16 protein-coding genes are annotated in these 16581 nt (G+C 74.7%); 1 reads left to right on the forward strand and 15 read right to left on the reverse strand.

Going from position 1 to position 16581, the window contains the following annotated elements; all coding sequences use genetic code 11:
• Window positions 1–94: 94 nt before the first annotated feature.
• The 15 genes from EDF34_RS10990 to dacB all read right to left on the reverse strand — a co-directional run bounded on the left by EDF34_RS10990 (window position 95) and on the right by dacB (window position 15917).
• A complete protein-coding gene (locus EDF34_RS10990) occupies window positions 95–1807 on the reverse strand; it encodes an L-aspartate oxidase (protein ID WP_123371547.1) in 1713 nt (570 codons plus the stop codon).
• Complete coding sequence (gene panD / locus EDF34_RS10995; RefSeq protein WP_123371548.1) at window positions 1804–2319, reverse strand: aspartate 1-decarboxylase; 516 nt, start codon at window positions 2317–2319, stop codon at window positions 1804–1806. The genes EDF34_RS10990 and panD overlap by 4 nt, the downstream gene beginning before the upstream one ends.
• Window positions 2316–3218, reverse strand: coding sequence for a pantoate--beta-alanine ligase (gene panC, locus EDF34_RS11000; RefSeq protein WP_123371549.1), 903 nt, complete (start codon window positions 3216–3218; stop codon window positions 2316–2318). The genes panD and panC overlap by 4 nt, the downstream gene beginning before the upstream one ends.
• Entirely contained in the window at window positions 3215–4228 is a 1014-nt protein-coding gene (locus EDF34_RS11005; protein WP_123371550.1) for a Rossmann-like and DUF2520 domain-containing protein, read from the reverse strand. Before EDF34_RS11005 ends, panC begins: the two co-directional genes overlap by 4 nt.
• Window positions 4225–5757, reverse strand: coding sequence for a PH domain-containing protein (locus EDF34_RS11010; protein WP_233575332.1), 1533 nt, complete (start codon window positions 5755–5757; stop codon window positions 4225–4227). Before EDF34_RS11010 ends, EDF34_RS11005 begins: the two co-directional genes overlap by 4 nt.
• Window positions 5754–6239, reverse strand: a complete 486-nt coding sequence (locus EDF34_RS11015) for a PH domain-containing protein (RefSeq protein WP_123371551.1) — start codon at window positions 6237–6239, stop codon at window positions 5754–5756. The genes EDF34_RS11010 and EDF34_RS11015 overlap by 4 nt, the downstream gene beginning before the upstream one ends.
• A gap of 19 nt (window positions 6240–6258) precedes the next feature.
• Complete coding sequence (locus tag EDF34_RS11020; RefSeq protein ID WP_233575333.1) at window positions 6259–6732, reverse strand: DUF3180 domain-containing protein; 474 nt, start codon at window positions 6730–6732, stop codon at window positions 6259–6261.
• Window positions 6729–7934, reverse strand: coding sequence for a 2-amino-4-hydroxy-6-hydroxymethyldihydropteridine diphosphokinase (gene folK, locus EDF34_RS11025; RefSeq protein WP_233575334.1), 1206 nt, complete (start codon window positions 7932–7934; stop codon window positions 6729–6731). Before folK ends, EDF34_RS11020 begins: the two co-directional genes overlap by 4 nt.
• Complete coding sequence (folP, locus tag EDF34_RS11030) at window positions 7931–8791, reverse strand: dihydropteroate synthase (protein ID WP_123371902.1); 861 nt, start codon at window positions 8789–8791, stop codon at window positions 7931–7933. Before folP ends, folK begins: the two co-directional genes overlap by 4 nt.
• Before the next feature lie 94 nt (window positions 8792–8885).
• Window positions 8886–9500, reverse strand: coding sequence for a GTP cyclohydrolase I FolE (gene folE, locus EDF34_RS11035; protein ID WP_123371553.1), 615 nt, complete (start codon window positions 9498–9500; stop codon window positions 8886–8888).
• Window positions 9500–11530 carry an ATP-dependent zinc metalloprotease FtsH gene (ftsH, locus tag EDF34_RS11040; RefSeq protein ID WP_123371554.1) on the reverse strand — a complete coding sequence of 677 codons (2031 nt, stop codon included), beginning with the start codon at window positions 11528–11530 and terminating at the stop codon, window positions 9500–9502. The genes folE and ftsH overlap by 1 nt, the downstream gene beginning before the upstream one ends.
• Window positions 11531–11649: 119 nt before the next feature.
• Complete coding sequence (hpt, locus tag EDF34_RS11045; RefSeq protein WP_123371555.1) at window positions 11650–12204, reverse strand: hypoxanthine phosphoribosyltransferase; 555 nt, start codon at window positions 12202–12204, stop codon at window positions 11650–11652.
• 2 nt (window positions 12205–12206) lie between these two features.
• Window positions 12207–13373 (reverse strand): tRNA lysidine(34) synthetase TilS, encoded by a 1167-nt coding sequence (gene tilS, locus EDF34_RS11050; RefSeq protein WP_123371556.1) that lies wholly within the window; start codon window positions 13371–13373, stop codon window positions 12207–12209.
• A gap of 4 nt (window positions 13374–13377) precedes the next feature.
• Window positions 13378–14409, reverse strand: a complete 1032-nt coding sequence (locus tag EDF34_RS11055; protein ID WP_123371557.1) for a zinc-dependent metalloprotease — start codon at window positions 14407–14409, stop codon at window positions 13378–13380.
• A 77-nt stretch (window positions 14410–14486) separates the two neighbouring features.
• The gene (gene dacB / locus EDF34_RS11060) at window positions 14487–15917 is read right to left on the reverse strand and encodes a D-alanyl-D-alanine carboxypeptidase/D-alanyl-D-alanine-endopeptidase (protein WP_123371903.1); all 1431 of its coding nucleotides are present in this window, start codon (window positions 15915–15917) and stop codon (window positions 14487–14489) included.
• 168 nt (window positions 15918–16085) lie between these two features.
• Here dacB and EDF34_RS11065 point away from each other — a divergent pair, with 168 nt between their 5' ends.
• Window positions 16086–16580: an inorganic diphosphatase gene (locus EDF34_RS11065; protein WP_118766451.1), complete on the forward strand. Its 495-nt coding sequence runs from the start codon at window positions 16086–16088 to the stop codon at window positions 16578–16580.
• The last annotated feature ends 1 nt before the right edge of the window (window position 16581 follow it).

Consider the following 16581-nt stretch of genomic DNA (forward strand, 5'->3'; position numbering starts at 1 on the left):
GATGAGGCGAGATCGGCGTGATGACGGCCAGCGCGGCGGGCGGCGGGCGGGCGGGGGCGGTGGGCGGGCGCGGGCGGTGGCGGGTTGCGCCCGATCAGCCCAGGGGCGCGCGGCGGGTGGTGAGGTGGCCGGCGGGGTCGAGGGAGAGGTCCAGGCGCTCGCGCCAGGAGTCGACCGGGACCGGGAAGTCGGTGCGGACGTGGCCGCCGCGGCTCTCCTCGCGCGTCAGCGCCGCGAGCGTCAGGGCGGTGGCGACCTGGTGGATGTTCGTCGTCTCCCACTCGGCGACCTGCGGCGCGGCCAGGCGGCGGCCGTCGTCGTGGCGGTCGTGGGCGTCGGTCGGGACCCGGTCGAGGGCGGCGAGCGCGCCGCGCAGGCCGTCGCCCGAGCGCAGCACGCCCGGCCCGTCGCTCGCGATCCGCTGGACGCGCGCGCGGGACGCCGCGGCGACGAGCGCCTCCGGGCCCGGCCGCGGGACGGGCGTCAGCTGGGGCAGCGAGCCGTCGGCGACCCGCGAGGCGATGTGCCGCGCCGCGCGCGTCGCGAAGACGAGGCCCTCGAGCAGCGAGTTGGACGCCAGCCGGTTCGCGCCGTGCACGCCCGTGCAGGCCACCTCGCCGACCGCGTACAGGCCCGTGATCGAGGTCCGCCCGACGAGGTCCGCGACGATCCCGCCCGAGTGGTAGTGCTGCGCGGGGGCCACCGGGATGAGCTCGGTCGCCATGTCGATGCCCGAGGCGGACAGCCGCTCGTGGATCGTCGGGAACCGCTTGCGCAGGAACTCCGCGCCCAGGTGCCGCGTGTCGAGCCAGACGTGGTCGGAGCCGGTCTCGGCCATCCGGCGGACGATCGCGTGGGCGACGACGTCGCGCGGGGCGAGCTCGGCCATGGGGTGGACGTCGGGCATGAACCGCACGCCGTCGGTGTCGAGCAGCAGCGCACCCTCGCCGCGGACGGCCTCGGAGACGAGCGTGAGCTGCCCCTTCACGCCGGAGCCGAGCCACAGCACGGTCGGGTGGAACTGCACGAACTCGACGTCGCCGAGCACCGCGCCGGCACGCAGCGCGGCGGCGATGCCGTCGCCGGTCGCCTGCGCAGGGTTGGTCGACGACCGGAACACCTGGCCGATGCCGCCCGTGGCGAGCACGACCGCGCGCCCGAGCGCCGCGCCGACGCCGTCGCGCTGCCCCTCGCCGATGACGTGCAGCGTGACACCGCACGCGGGACCGGGGCGGCCGTCAGGCCCGGGCGGGCCGGTCAGGACGTCCAGCACCAGGGCGTGCTCGATGACCTCGATGCCCGGGTCGTCGCGCACGGCCTCGATCTGCGCGACGAGCGCGCGGGAGATCTCGGCACCGGTCGCGTCGCCGCCCGCGTGGGCGATGCGGTCGGCGTGGTGGCCGCCCTCGCGGGTCAGGGAGATCCGGCCGTCGGGCGCCGTGTCGAACACCGCACCGCGGGCGACGAGCTCGCGCACGCGCGCCGGGCCCTCGGTGACCAGAACCTCGACCGCGCGCGGGTCGCACAGGCCCGCGCCCGCGTCGAGGGTGTCCTGCAGGTGGGCGGCCGGCGAGTCCGACGGGTCGAGCGCCGCGGCGATGCCGCCCTGCGCCCAGACGGTCGAGCCGGACGCGAGCGTGTCCTTGGTGACGAGCAGGACGCGCGGGACGCGGGTGCGCAGCTCCAGGGCGGCAGTCAGGCCGGCGATGCCGGAGCCGACGACGACCGCGTCCGCCTGCACGGTCCAGCCGGGCTGCGGTGCTGCGAGTCGGGTGGCCAGCACAGGGGCGACGGGCGGGCGGCTCACCGAGCGGAGCCGGGCTCGGAACCTGCGGAGGACGGCGCGACGAACTCGTGGGGGTGGTCCACGAGGTCACGCCCGCGGGCGAAAGGGACCCCGCTCGCCACCAGCCCGGACCGCTCGGTCCACTCCTCGGGCACCTGGCCCGGGTCCTCGGACAGGTCGACGATCCGGTTCTCGGAGTCGACGAGCACGACGTGCGGCGCGTAGGTGCGGGCCTCGGCGTCGGACATCGTGCCGTAGGCGATGACGATGACGACGTCGCCCGGGTGGACCAGGTGCGCGGCCGCGCCGTTGATGCAGATCTGGCCCGAGCCGGCCTCGCCTGCGATCGCGTAGGTGGTCAGCCGCGACCCGTTGGTCACGTCGACGATGTCGACCTGCTGTCCGGGCAGCAGGTCCGCCGCCGCGAGCAGGTCCGCGTCGATCGTCACCGAGCCCACGTAGTGCAGGTCGGCCTGGGTCACGGTGGCCCGGTGGATCTTGCCGGTCATCATGGTGCGCTGCAGCGTGGTCACGCGCGCTCCTCCCGTCGGTCCGCGCCCAGCACGAGCGCGGTGTTGTCGATCAGTCGGGTCGTGCCGACGCGGGCTGCGAGCAGCAGCAGCACCTCGCCGGCGTGGTCGTCGGGCACCTCGTCGAACGTGTCGGGGTCGACGAGCGCGACGTAGTCCACGTCGAGCCCGGCGAGCCGGGCCCGCGCCGCGGCGCGGACCGCCTCGGCGCCCTCGTCGGCGGCGGCGACGCCGGCGTGCAGCGCGGCGGGCAGCGCCAGGGCGTCGGCGCGCTCGCCGGCCGAGAGGTAGGCGTTGCGGCTGGACAGGGCCAGGCCGTCGTCGTCGCGCACGAGCGGGGCGCCGACGATCTCGACCGGCACCTCGAGGTCGCGCGCCATCCGGCGGATCGCGGCGAACTGCTGGGCGTCCTTGCGCCCGAAGATCGCGACGTCCGGCTGGGTCAGGTGGAGCAGCTTGAGCACGACCGTCACGACGCCGTCGAGGTGCCCGGGCCGCACGGCACCCTCGAGCACCTCGCCGATCGCGCCGGCCGTGACGCGCACGACCGGGTCGCCGCCGGGGTACATGACCGCGACGTCGGGCGCGAACACCAGGTCGTCCTCGCCGAGCAGGCCTGGGCCGGTGAGCAGGTCGAGGTCGGCGTCGAGGTCGCGCGGGTAGCGCGCGAGGTCCTCGGTCGGGGCGAACTGCAGGGGGTTGACGAAGATCGTCACGACCACGGTGTCGGCCAGCTCGCGGGCCCGCTCGACGAGCGAGAGGTGCCCGGCGTGCAGCGCGCCCATCGTCATGACGACGGCGCGGCGGTAGGGCCGCCCGCGCGTCGGAGCCAGATCCTGCCCGACGAGGGCAGCCGCGAGCTCGTCGCGCGAGCGCGCGAGCGTCGTGGTCCGGGTGGTCATGCGCCGTCCTCCTGCTCGTCGTCCTGCTGCTCTACCTTCTCCTGCAACGATCCCGCGCCGAGCTCCATGCCCGCGACCGGGGTGTCGTGGATCGCATCCAGCACCTGCGTCGCGGCGGCGTCGGTGATGAGGCCGGCGGCGAGCGCGCGACCAGCAGCCGAGCGCGCCAGCGCGCGGTAGTCGGTCACCACGTCGACCGCTCCCGTGGCCGCGGCGAACGCGGTGAGCGCGCTCTGGTGCTCGCGCACCGTGCCGGCGTCCCCACGGCGGACCGGACCGGTCAGCGAGCCGATCGCACCCGTGCCCCGCTCGGTCGCCGTGGTCTCGGCCCGGAGCGCGCCGTCGAGCGCCGCCTCGAGCAGCGGCGTGAGCATGCGGCCGGGGTCGTCGACGCCGGCCGCGGCCAGCGCCTGGGCGGCCTGCGCGACGAGCACGACGAGGTGGTTCGCCCCGTGCGCGAGGGCCGCGTGGTAGAGCCCGCGGTCGGCCTCGGCGACGACGACCGGCTCGGCGCCGATCTCGACGACGAGCGCCTGGCCGATGGGCAGCACGGGCGCGGGTGCGGTGACGGCGAACGAGGCGCCCACGATCCGGGCGAGGTCGAGCGACGTGCCGGAGAACGTCATCGCGGGGTGCAGCGCGAGCGGGATCACGCCCGCGGGCCGGGCCGGGGCGAGGACGTCGGTGCCGAAGCGGCCCGAGGTGTGCGCGACGATCTGGCCGGCCTGCCACGCCCCCAGGTCGGCCAGGCCCTGCACCAGCCCCGGCAGCACGTCGTCGGGCACCGCGAGCAGCACGAGCTCGGAGCGGCGCACGACCTCGGGGACGTCGACGACGGGCACGCCGGGCAGCAGGGACTCGGCGCGCTCGAGCGAGGCCCGCGAGATGGCGCTGACCGCGACGACCGGGTGCCCGGCGGCGCGCAGCGCGTTGCCGAGCACGGCCCCGACACGGCCGGCCCCGACCACGCCGACGCCGAGGCGTCCGGGCCGGTGCGCAGGGTCGCTCATGCGGGCGGCTCGGTCGTCATCCACCGCTCGGGCGTGGCCGCCGCCCGGGCGCTGCGGGCGCGCGCGGACTGCTCGTCGAGCAGCGCGGCCGCGACCTTGCCGTCGAGGTGCGCGACCGACGGGCTCACCGGTCCCGGCGTGGAGTGCACGACGAACGACGCGAGGCCGAGCCGGCGCTGCAGCGGCCCCTGGGCCAGGCCGAGGGACTGGGTGCGCTCGTGCGGCACGATGTCGAGCTGCCGGAACACCCGGCCCGAGCGCGCGAGCAGCGCGCGCTGCGTCACGAGGACGCCGTGCCGCCGCCAGCCGATGGGGTCGACCCACCGCGCCGACCGGGGCGAGCCCGTGAAGCCGCCGTCCTGGTCGCGGCCGTGCAGGGCCGCGTCGAGCGTGGCCTGCGGGTCGTCGACGCCCAGGTCCGGCAGCACCAGCCAGACGGCGGCCATCGCCTCGTCCAGCGTGGCGACCGGGTGCAGCACCGTCTCGCGCGCCTGGTCCTCGCCGTGGCCGTAGCCCGCGACGTTGATCTCGACGCGCCACCAGTCGGGCCCGCGCCACCACGGGCTCTGGCTCAGGCGGATGGCCTGCACTCGCCCGGGCGGCACCGTCTGCGCGCGCGACTCCGTCAGCCCGTGGCGCAGCCGGATGCCGTCGGGCGAGATCGCGGCCCGGAAGCTCGCGCCCTGGTTGACCCGGGTCCAGATGAAGCCGCCCGACGCGAGCAGGGCCGGGACCAGCACGAACGCGGCACCGACGTCACGCGAGACGACGCTGATGACGACGGCGGCGATCGCGAACACCACCACGGCGACCATCGCGCCGGAGCGCAGCGTCGCGATCAGCAGGCGCGGCATCGGGACCTCGTAGACCGGCCGCTCCGGCGCGTCGACGAACGTCGTGCTGAGCGGGGTCTGGTCGTCGAGGACCGTCGTCGGCTTCGCGTACGGGTCGATGGTCGGCTCGACGTCCGCACCGGCGGGCTGGTCGGCCCGAGCCGCGGGCTGCTCGCCCTGCGGCCGGCGCAGACCCGCGGCGAGCGCGAGGAGCTCGGTGCGCAACGCGTCCGCGTCGGCCTCCTTGAGGAACGCGAGCGACACGGCCGAGCCGGACCCGCCCGCCACCTCGAGCTTGAGCTCGGCGAGCCCGACGAGGCGCGCCAGCAGCGGCTGCACCACGTCGACCGCCTGCAGCCGGTCGAGCCGCGCCTGACGCTGCTGCCGGAACAGGACGCCGGTCTGCAGGTGCACCGCGTCGTCGGTCACCGCGAACCGGGTGGCCCGCCAGGCCAGGGCCGAGTAGCCGAACCCGACGAGCGCGACGACCGCGAGCCCGCCGACGACCCACAGCCAGACGTGCCCGTCCCGCAGGTTCACGACCTCGCGCAGGTTCTCGCCGAGCTGGTACCAGGACACGGCCAGGACGGCGACGAGCACCTTCCAGCCCTTGATCGCAGGCGTGACCGGGTGCATCCGGCGCCACGCCGTGGCATCGACCGTCTCCGCGGCGATCTCCTCGTCGGTGGCCTTCACAGGCCCGCCAGCCTCGCCTCGCCCCGCGACGCGAGGCGCTCGCGCAGGCGCGCGGCCTCGTGCGGCGGGAGGCCGTCGATCGTGGCGGTCGTCGCGGGCGACGCGGTGTGCAGCTGCACGGACGCGATGCCGAACTTCCGCGCGAGCGGGCCGGCCGTCACGTCGACGTACTGCATGCGTCCGTAGGGCACGACGACGAGCTGGCGGAACATCAGACCCTTGCGGACCAGCAGGTCGTCGGACCGCTCGGCGTAGCCGATCGCGCGGACCTGGCGCCGGGTGAGCAGCACGAGCCAGAGGACGAGGAGGGCGACGGCCGCGGCGGACGCCCACACCCATGGCTCACCTGTCAGGACCGCGATGACGACGAGGACCGCCAGCGGCAGGGCGAAGACGATGCAGGTCGTCGTGATCCGGGCGGCGGCCAGCCGCGGCGAGACGCGGCTCCAGGTGACGTCCGCGGGGTCGAACGGTTCGCTCATGCGCCCATCCTCGCACCGGCTAGGAAACGGTCTTGCCGACCTCGGCCTTGGGCTCCGCGGGAGGGATCCGGCAGAACCCCTCGACCACCACCCCGACGACCGACATCGCGAGCGCACCCGCCGCGGCCGCGCCGCTAGCCCACGCCCGGTCACCGCCTGCCGGCAGGTCGAGCTCGCCGAGCCAGATGACCAGCTGCCCGCCGTACCAGCCCACGAGCAGCGCACCCGTGTACGCGGCGGCCTTGGCCAGCACCGCCGTGCGCGCGGCCCGGATCGGGTCGAGCGTCGGCCGCTTGCCTCGCAGGAACTGGCGCACCGCCCAGCCCATCGAGAAGACGACCCCCGCGATGAGCAGCTCGACCGGACCCACGAGCCACGACACCTCGGGCAGCGTGGTGCCCCGGTCGCGCAACGAGGTCAGCAGCCACCACGTGATCGCCCCGACGCCGAGGGCGATCGCGACGAGGTGGCGCGCGTGGGTGCGACCGATCACGCCGGCTGCACCGAGCCACCGAGCTCGCCGGCCGGGTCGGGCGACGCCGCGGGCACGGGCGCGGTCAGCCAGTCGAGCGCGAGCCAGCGCACGCCGTCGCGGTCCGGCGCGGTCGCGGCGAGCGCGGCGACCGGGCCGCCGCCGAGGCCGGGCAGCACCGCGTCGGGAGAGACCTGCGCCCACGGCTGCAGCACGAAGGCGCGCTCGTGCGCCCGGGGGTGCGGGACCTCGAGGTCGTCGGACACGGCGGTCAGGGAGCCGTACACGATGATGTCGACGTCCAGGGTCCGCGGGCCCCAGTGCTCGTGGCGCTCGCGCCCGTGCGCCTGCTCGACCGACTGGGTCGCGCGCAGCAGGTCCCGCGCCGACAGCGAGGTGCGGGCGAGGACCACCGCGTTGAGGAAGTCCGGCTGCTCCGGGCCGCCGACGGGAGCCGTGCGCGCCAGGGGCGAGACGTCGACCACCTGGACGCCCGGGATGTCGCCGAGGTCGCCGACCGCCCGGCGCAGCGTGTCCTGCGGCGCACCGAGGTTGGAGCCGAGCGCGAGGACCACGTCCACGGGCGCGTCCGGGGTGCGGTCGAAGGCGTCGACGACGAGCTCGCCATCGACGGGGCTCGCGGCCGCGGGCGGTGCGCTGGGGGTGACGCCGGTCGGCAGCGCGCCCGTCGGGGCCGGCGCGACGATGACGGGCGCGCTGGGGTTCGGGGCGACCGGGAGGGCCGCGGTGGGCGGCGGACCGGCAGGGGCCGCCAGCGCGGGCGCCTGCGCGACGTAGGGCTCGGCGGCGGGCAGCTTGGTGCGGTCACGCCGGACGGCGACCACGACGTCGCCGAACGGCACCTCGATCGGCGCCTGCGGCTTGTGCACCGCGACGTCGACGGCCTGGACGATCGCGTGCGCGAGCACGGTCGCGGCGATCCGCTCGGCGACGGTCTCGATCAGGTCCACGGGCTCGCCGCTGAGCACGGCCGAGACCTGCAGGGCGAGCTCGCCGTAGTTGAGCGTGTGGGCGAGGTCGTCGCGCGCGGCGGCCCGGCGGGTGTCGAGGTGCACGATCACGTCCGCGACGAACACCTGCCCCTCGCGGCGCTCGTGCTCGAACACCCCGTGGTACCCCGTGGCGGTGATGCCCGTGAGCCGGATCTGGTCCAGGCGGCGCCGCTGGTCGTCGACCACGGCCCCCTCGTCGAAATGGCTCACCGGCCCGTCCCTCCTGTCCTCGCGTCGTCGTCGACGGCGAGCTCGTCGTCGTCGCGCGGCACCTGTGCAGACTGCCACGCCGCCGCCACGCGCACGGCATCGACCGACGCGGGAACATCATGGACCCGCACGCACCACGCGCCGTGCGACGCGGCGAGCGCGCTGATCGCGGCGGTCGCACCGTCGCGCGCGAGCGGGGGCGCCGGGGTCCCGTCCGGACCGGCGAGCAGGTGGCCGAGGAACCGCTTGCGGCTCGCCCCGACCAGCACCGGGAAGCCGTCGGCGACGAGCTCCGGCAGGCGGGCCAGCAACGGCCAGTTCGCGGCACCGGGCTTGGCGAAGCCGAGTCCGGGGTCGAGCACGAGCTGGTCGTCGTGGACGCCGGCCGCGCGCAGCTGCACGCGTCGCTCGGCGAGCTCGCGGCGGACGTCGGCCACCACGTCGCCGTACGCGGCCAGCTCGTCCATCACGTCGGCGTGGCCGCGCCAGTGCATCGCGACGTAGGTGACGCCCGTCGCCGCGACCACGCCCGCCATCTCGTCGTCGGCCAGTCCGCCCGACACGTCGTTGACCAGCACCGCGCCGCGCTCGACGGCGGCCTCGGCCACCCGGGCGCGCGTCGTGTCGACGCTCACGGCCGCGCCGCGCGCCGCGAGCGCCTCGATGACCGGCAGGACGCGGTCCAGCTCCTCGGCGACCGGCACGCGGCGGGCACCGGGGCGGGTGGACTCCCCGCCGACGTCCAGGAGGTCGGCGCCCTGCTCGAGCAGCGTGAGCCCGTGCGCGACCGCCGCGGCGGGGGTGTACCAGCGGCCGCCGTCGGAGAACGAGTCGGGCGTCACGTTGACGACGCCCATCACCAGGGTGCGCTCGGAGCTCAGGTGCTCCGGCAGCCGGGGCGGTCGCAGGGGACTCACGGGAGCGATCGTAGGGCCGGGCGGGTCGGGTGCGTCAGCGTCCGAGGACGAGGCTCATGGCCTCGGCGCGCGTCGCGACGTCCCGCATCTGACCGCGGACGGCCGACGTGACCGTGCGCGAGCCGGGCTTGCGCACGCCACGCATCGACATGCAGAGGTGCTCGCACTCGACCACGACGATGACGCCGCGGGGCTTGAGGATCTCGACCATGGCGTCCGCGACCTGCGACGTGAGCCGCTCCTGGACCTGCGGCCGGCGGGCGTAGACGTCGACGAGACGCGCCAGCTTCGACAGCCCCGTGATGCGGCCGTCCGCACCGGGGATGTACCCGACGTGCGCCACCCCGTGGAACGGCACCAGGTGGTGCTCGCACGTGGAGTAGACCTCGATGTCCTTGACCAGCACCATCTCCTCGTGACCGAGGTCGAAGGTGGTGGTCAGGACGTCGGCGGGCTCCTGGTAGAGGCCCGCGAAGATCTCACGGTAGGCACGCGCCACCCGGGCCGGTGTCTCCAGGAGGCCCTCGCGCTCGGGGTCCTCGCCGACGGCGATCAGCAGCTCGCGGATCGCCGCCTCGGCGCGCGGCTGGTCGTAGTCGCCGACCGCGCGGCCCTGACCTGGCGCCCGGACGTGCACGGGGTCGACCATCAGGCGTCGGGCGACTGCGTCGGCGGGACCTCGATGACCTCGGTCACGGGGTGCTCCTCGTGCGCGGCGGCGGCCTCGTCCTCGGGGATCACGGCGTGGCCGTTGCTCAGCGACTTCTCGTTGCGCCCGCGCACCGGCGGACGGTCGGAGACGGCGCGCTGGTCGCTCGAGAGCCACACCGTGCGGGCGTCGCGCTTGACGACCGGGCCGAAGATCTCGGCCAGCTCGGCGGCGTTGAGCGTCTCCTTCTCGAGCAGCTCGAGCACCAGGTGGTCGAGCACGTCCCGGTACTGGACCAGGATCTCCCACGCCTCGTCGTGCGCGTGCTCGATGAGCGCCCGCACCTCGAGGTCGATCGACCCGGCGACGTCCTCGGAGTAGTCCCGCTGGTGGCCGACGTCGCGGCCCAGGAACATCTCCGACGACTCGGCACCCAGGCGGATGGCGCCGAGGCGGGCGCTCATGCCGAACTGCGTGACCATGCGGCGGGCCGTGGCGGTGGCCTTCTCGATGTCGTTGCTCGCGCCCGTGGTGGGGTCGTGGAAGACGAGCTCCTCGGCGACGCGGCCGCCCATCGCGTAGGCGAGCGTGTCGAGCAGCTCGTTGCGCGTCGTGGAGTACTTGTCCTCGAGCGGCATGACCATCGTGTAGCCGAGCGCACGGCCGCGGGGCAGGATCGTCACCTTGGTCACCGGGTCGGTGTACCGCAGGGCCGCCGCCACCAGGGCGTGACCGCCCTCGTGGTACGCGGTGATCTTCTGCTCCTTGATGTTCATCGCACGCGAGCGCTTCTGCGGGCCGGCGATGACACGGTCGATGGCCTCGTCGAGAGCCTTGTCGTCGATGACCTGCGCGTTGTTGCGGGCGGTCAGCAGCGCGGCCTCGTTGAGCACGTTCGCCAGGTCGGCACCCGTGAAGCCGGGCGTGCGCCGGGCGACGGCGAGCAGGTCCACGTGCGGGGCCATGGGCTTGCCCTTGGCGTGCACGGTGAGGATCCGCTCGCGGCCCTTGAGGTCCGGCGGGTCCACGGCGACCTGGCGGTCGAAGCGGCCCGGGCGCAGCAGCGCGGGGTCCAGGATGTCGGGGCGGTTGGTCGCCGCGATGAGGATGACGTTCGTCTTGACGTCGAAGCCGTCCATCTCGACCAGCATCTGGTTGAGGGTCTGCTCGCGCTCGTCGTGCCCGCCGCCCAGGCCGGCTCCGCGGTGGCGGCCGACCGCGTCGATCTCGTCGACGAAGATGATGGCGGGGCTGTTCTCCTTGGCCTGCTGGAACAGGTCCCGCACACGGCTCGCGCCGACGCCGACGAACATCTCGACGAAGTCCGAGCCGGAGATCGAGTAGAAGGGCACGCCCGCCTCACCGGCGACCGCGCGGGCCAGCAGCGTCTTGCCGGTTCCCGGGGGGCCGTAGAGCAGCACGCCCTTGGGGATCTTGGCGCCGACGGCCAGGAACTTGGCGGGCTCCGCGAGGAACTCCTTGATCTCCTGGAGCTCGTCGAGGGCCTCGTCGACCCCGGCCACGTCGGCGAACGTGACCTGCGGGGACTCCTTGTTGGCGAGCTTGGCGCGCGACTTGCCGAAGCTCATCACCTTCGAGCCGCCGCCCTGCATGTTCGACATCAGGAACCAGAAGATGGCCAGGATGATGACGAACGGGATGACGATCCCGAGCAGCCCGGACCACCACGACGGCTGCGGGTTGACCGAGTTGTAGCCCTTGGGCGGGTCCGCCGCGGTGATCGCCTCGGCGACCGTCTCGCCCTGCGGCTGCGTGTAGCTGAAGTAGACGCGCTTGCCGAGGTTGTCGTCACCGACGACGAAGTCCTTGGTGAGCGTGAGGTCGACCCGCTGGTCGCCGTCCGTCATCTTGGCCTGCTCGACCGTCGTCCCCTTGAGCAGCGCGAAGCCGTCGGAGGTGTCGATCTTGGAGATCTTGGGGGAAGCCAGCGTGCTCATGCCGATCCAGATCAGGACGACGGCAAGGAGCACCCAGAGGAAGGGGCCACGGGTCAGGCGTTTGAGGTTCATCGGCGGTCGGGGCGAGCCCTTCCTCCTGTGTTCGCAGGGCTGGTCGGCTCGAAACTACACGGTGAACCTGTCGGCTCCGGCCGCTGTTCGCCCAGGGCACAGACGGGCACCGGCGAGGCTCAGGCCCCGTAGACGTGCGGTGCGAGGGTCCCGACGAACGGCAGGTTCCGGTACTTCTCGGCGTAGTCCAGGCCGTAGCCGACGACGAACTCCGGCGGGATGTCGAAGCCGACGTAGCGCACGTCCACCTCGACCTTCGCGGCCTCGGGCTTGCGGAGCATCGTGGCGATCTCGACGCTCTCCGGGCCGCGGCTGCGCAGGTTCGACAGCAGCCAGGACAGCGTGAGACCGGAGTCGATGATGTCCTCGACGACGAGCACGTGGCGGCCGGTCAGGTCCGCGTCCAGGTCCTTGAGGATCCGGACCACGCCCGAGGACTTGGTGCCCGACCCGTACGACGAGACGGCCATCCAGTCCATCTGGACCGACGTGTGCAGGCGGCGGGCCAGGTCGGCCATGACCATGACCGCGCCCTTGAGGACGCCGACGAGCAGCAGGTCCTTGCCGGCGTAGTCGACGTCGATCTGTGCCGCGATCTCGTCGAGCCGCGTGTGCAGCTGCTCCTCGCTGAGCAGGACCTTCTCCAGGTCGTCGCCCATGTCCGCAGGATCCACAGCTACTCCTCGTTCGTGTGCTCGATGGGGCTTCCGCCCTCGTCGTCCCCGGCCGCGACGGCGACGGACGACGGCCTCGGCGGGCCGATGACTAGCGTGCCATACGCCCGTGAGCCCGCGAGCCCGCCCGGCAGCGCGACGGGCCCCTGCCCGTGCCAGTCGACGACGAGCGCGTCGAGCGCCAGCACGTGCACGCGGTGCGTCGAACCCGCGGGCGACCCGGCGGCCACGGCGGCCGCGCGCAGCGCCCGGCGGCGCACCGCGGTGAGCGCCCCGGCGAGCACCCCGACGTCGAGCTCGACGCCACTCGCCGACGCGTCGCGTCGATCGGTCGCGTCGTCGGGACGAGCCGACGTGGGGCCGACCGGTCGGCCGGGACCAGCGGTGCGGCGCGGGTCCGCGGCGCGGCTCGCGCCGGCCGCCCGGCGGGCCGTCGCCACGAGGTCCGCCGCGAGCGCGTCGAGCGCGGCCGCGTCCTCGGCGAGCTGCTCGGCCGTGCGGGACAGCGCCTCGGGGACACCCGAGCCGAGCACGCGGTCGAGCAGCGGCATCACCTCGGCGCGCACGCGGCTGCGCAGGGGGTCGCCGGGGCCGCCGTCGTTGGTCGGGTCGTGCCACGGGACCAGCCCCTGGGCCTCGCAGGCCGCCGCGGTGTCCGCCCGGCGCAGGCCGAGGACGGGCCGACGAAGCACCCCACGGACCGCCGGCATCCCGGCCAGCGACCGCGCCCCCGAGCCGCGCGCCAGCCCCAGCAGCACGGTCTCCGCCTGGTCGTCGAGCGTGTGCCCGAGCAGCACGGCTGCGGCCCCCTCGCGCTCGGCCGCGTCCTCCAGCGCGGCGTACCGCGCCGCACGGGCGGCGGCCTCGGGACCACCCGCGGCGTCGACGGACACCCGCACGACGAGCACGGGGTCCAGCCCGAGCCGGCGGCACGTCGCCGCGGCCCGCTCGGCGACCTCGGCGGACCCGTCCTGGAGCCCGTGGTCCACGACCACCGCGCCCGCTCGGAGCTCGCCACGTCGTGCGACGAAGGCCGCGGCCGACGCGAGCGCGAGCGAGTCGGTGCCCCCGGAGCACGCCACGAGCACGAGCGACCCGGCCGGGAGGTCGGCGGTCGCGGACGACACCGCGGTCCGTGCCGCGGCCACCGCGAGGTGCGGCCCGCTCATCGGCTCAGCCGTGCACCCGACGCACCCAGGAGGGCGGGTCGGCGATCTCGGTGGCGGTCGGCAGGTTCTCGCTCGAGGCCCACACGGCGTTGAAGTCGTCCTGGCCGACGTCGGTGCGGACGGCCCGGACGAAGGCGGCGCCGTCGCGGTACTGCGCGAGCTTGGTGTCGAGCCCGAGCAGCCGCCGCAGCACGCGCGGCGCTCCGCCGGCGGAGGCGCCCTGGTCCCGCTTGGCCTCGAACTTCCTGCGGATGGCCTTGACGCTGGGGACCACGGAGGGGCCGACCTCGTCCATCGCGACGTCCGCGTGCCCCTCGAGCAGCGCCATGACGGCGCCGACCTGCTCGAACACGGCCCGCTGCTCGTCGGTCAGGACGTCGATGACCGACCCGCCCCGCACGATGTTCCCGACGGACGAGACCAGCTCGTTGCGCCGCTCCTCGGTGAAGTCGTTCAGCAGCGACGCCGACCGCTCGCGCAGGTGCGCGGCCAGGAACGGCGCGTGCGCGAACTGCAGGGCGTGGGTCTGCTCGTGCAGGGCGACCCAGAGGCGGAAGTCGGCGGGCTCGACGCCGAGCGTCCGCTCCAGGTGCAGGATGTTGGGCGCGACGAGCAGCAGCCTGCCCCGGCCGTCGTCGGCCGCCGTGAAGGGGTCGAACTGGCCGAGCACCTTGCCGGCCAGCAGCGCGAGCACGCCGCCCACCTGCGTGGCCGCGGCGAGCCGCGACGCCGCGCTCGAGCGGTGCTCGCCGACCACGGCGGTCAGCGGCTCGGCCATGACGGCGAACATCTGGGTGTTGGCGCGGGCCCAGCCGGGGCGGTCGACGACGAGCACGCGTGACACGTCGCCCGGCGCGCGGCCGTCGGACGGCCTCAGCCCGGTGCTGCCCGCGATGTGCTCGGCGGCCGGGCCGGCCACGTCGCGCAGCTGCCCGACGAGGTCCTCGAGCTCGGCCCGGTCCGCCCGCGGCCCGGGCGGCGCGAGGCGACCCGCGACCTTGGCTGCGGCATCCCAGTCGACCGGCGGCTGCTCCATGCGAAGACGCTAACCCGCGCGGCCCCGGTTGCCCCCGCGTTGCGCCGAGCGCGCAATCCACGCGCTTCACCCGTCGCCTAGCGGCAGCCGCAGCCGGCGAGGGTGGTGGCGAAGGCGTCGATCGCCTGCCGCGGGGCGTACTGGCCGATCGCGCCGGTGTCGTCGGCGATCACCGCGAACACGAGCTGGCGCCCCTCGGAGTCCATCACGGTGCCGGACAGCGCGGTGACCGACTTGAGGCTCCCGGTCTTGGCCCGGAGCAGCCCGCGCGCGGGCGACTGCGTGAAGCGGTCGGTCAGCGTTCCCGTCAGCCCGGCGATGGGCATCCCGATCGCGACCGAGCGCAGCGTCGGCTCCTCGGGGTCGGTCGAGAGCCGGACGAGGTCGGCGAGCATCGCGGGCGGGATCTTCGAGTCGTAGCCGAGCCCGGACGCGTCGGACAGGTGCGCGCCCGCCGTGCTCACCCCCGCGAGCTGGACCGCGCGCAGCACCGCCTGCGTGCCGCCCTCGAAGCTCGCCGGCAGGCCCGCCTGGATCGCGACGAGCCGGGAGACCACCTCGGTGATCGTGTTGTCGGAGGTGTCGAGGAAGAAGTGCACGATCTGGTCGAGCGGCGCGCTGCGCACCACGCCGAGCTCGAGGCCCTCGGCCGGCGCCGTGCCCCGCGTCGGCGCCCCGTCGACCGTGATGCCGGCCTCGGCGAGCCGGGTGGCGAACGTGCGCGCCGCCTCGAGGGCCGGGTCCGGGTAGCGCGGCGGGTAGTCCTCGACGCCCCGGAACGGCCGGGTCACGCCGATCTGCACCGCGAGCGGCGTCACGGGCGCGACGTAGCCGGCCGCGATGTCGTTGGCGTCCCAGCCGGGGCTCAGGCGCGGTCCGGAGAAGAGCGTGTCGTCGAACCGCAGCCGGACCGTCGTCGTCCCGGCGAGCTTGAGCTTCGCGGCGGTCGCGCGGGCGAGGTCGCCCAGGCCGGCGTGGCCGAGCACCGCGTCGTCGTCGCCCTTGTCCGCGTTGAGCATCATGTCGCCGCCGCCGACGAGCACGACGTCGTCACCCGATCCCCGGACCGCGCGCGTCGGCAGCGTCGTGCCGGTCGGGAGGGTGTCGAGCGCGGCGATCGCGGTGACGAGCTTGGCCGTCGAGGCGGGCGTGCGGCCCTCGGCGGGCAGGTGCGAGCCCAGGACGTCGCCCGTGAGGCGGTCGGTGACGACGACGCCGACGTGGGAGGCCTTGCCGAGACGCTCGTCGCCCGCGAGGTCGTCGACCAGGGACTGGATCCTGCTCACCGCCGGCAGGGGCGCCTGGGGGTCCAGGGCCGGCAGCGCGGCGGCCGCGTCGGGAGCCTCGACGGCACCGGGTGCGGTCGGGAAGGCCGGGGGCGGGGCCTGCGAGGGGGCCAGGGTGAGCGGACCGGGGACCACATCGTGGGCATCCGCGGTCACGTACGCACCTGCGGCGAGCACCACGACGAGCGCGAACGTGCCTGCGACGCGCGCTCCTGTGGCCATGATCACCCGTCTCGGTCGAGATCACCGGAGCGATCCCCCCGGCGGTGCGTCAGACTACTGTCCGAGACAAAGGCGCCCCCGACACCCAGGCGCGCCGTCACCACGACATGTGTCGCGCGTCGCACAGGCCCCGGGACCCGGTCGCCGTCAGCGCGGTGGAGGAGAGCTGTGGAGTTCGACGTCACGATCGAGATCCCCAAGGGCCAGCGCAACAAGTACGAGGTGGACCACGCCACCGGCCGCATCCGGCTGGACCGGATGCTGTTCACCTCGACGCGCTACCCCGACGACTACGGCTTCATCGAGGGCACCCTCGGCGAGGACGGCGACCCGCTGGACGCGCTCGTCCTGCTCGAGGAGCCGACGTTCCCCGGCTGCCTCATCCGCTGCCGCGCGCTCGGCATGTTCCGCATGCGCGACGAGGCCGGCGGCGACGACAAGGTGCTCTGCGTCCCGACGGGCGACCAGCGCGCCGCGTGGCGCCAGGACATCGACGACGTCTCCGACTTCCACCGCCTGGAGATCCAGCACTTCTTCGAGGTCTACAAGGACCTCGAGCCGGGCAAGTCGGTCGAGGGCGCCCACTGGACGGGTCGCGCCGAGGCCGAGGCCGAGATCGAGCGGTCCCGCCAGCGAGCGATCGACTCCGGCTACAACCACTGAG

Source organism: Cellulomonas sp. PhB150, assembly GCF_003755175.1.
GTDB lineage: Bacteria > Actinomycetota > Actinomycetes > Actinomycetales > Cellulomonadaceae > Cellulomonas.

Excerpts from the sequence above, each read along its gene's own strand:
- panC (WP_123371549.1), bottom strand. The coding sequence starts at position 3,218 with ATGACCACCCGGACCACGACGCTCGCGCGCTCGCGCGACGAGCTCGCG.
- EDF34_RS11005 (WP_123371550.1), bottom strand. The coding sequence starts at position 4,228 with ATGAGCGACCCTGCGCACCGGCCCGGACGCCTCGGCGTCGGCGTGGTC.
- EDF34_RS11015 (WP_123371551.1), bottom strand. The coding sequence starts at position 6,239 with ATGAGCGAACCGTTCGACCCCGCGGACGTCACCTGGAGCCGCGTCTCG.
- folP (WP_123371902.1), bottom strand. The coding sequence starts at position 8,791 with ATGGGCGTCGTCAACGTGACGCCCGACTCGTTCTCCGACGGCGGCCGC.
- folE (WP_123371553.1), bottom strand. The coding sequence starts at position 9,500 with ATGGTCGACCCCGTGCACGTCCGGGCGCCAGGTCAGGGCCGCGCGGTC.
- ftsH (WP_123371554.1), bottom strand. The coding sequence starts at position 11,530 with ATGAACCTCAAACGCCTGACCCGTGGCCCCTTCCTCTGGGTGCTCCTT.
- tilS (WP_123371556.1), bottom strand. The coding sequence starts at position 13,373 with ATGAGCGGGCCGCACCTCGCGGTGGCCGCGGCACGGACCGCGGTGTCG.
- EDF34_RS11055 (WP_123371557.1), bottom strand. The coding sequence starts at position 14,409 with ATGGAGCAGCCGCCGGTCGACTGGGATGCCGCAGCCAAGGTCGCGGGT.
- dacB (WP_123371903.1), bottom strand. The coding sequence starts at position 15,917 with ATGGCCACAGGAGCGCGCGTCGCAGGCACGTTCGCGCTCGTCGTGGTG.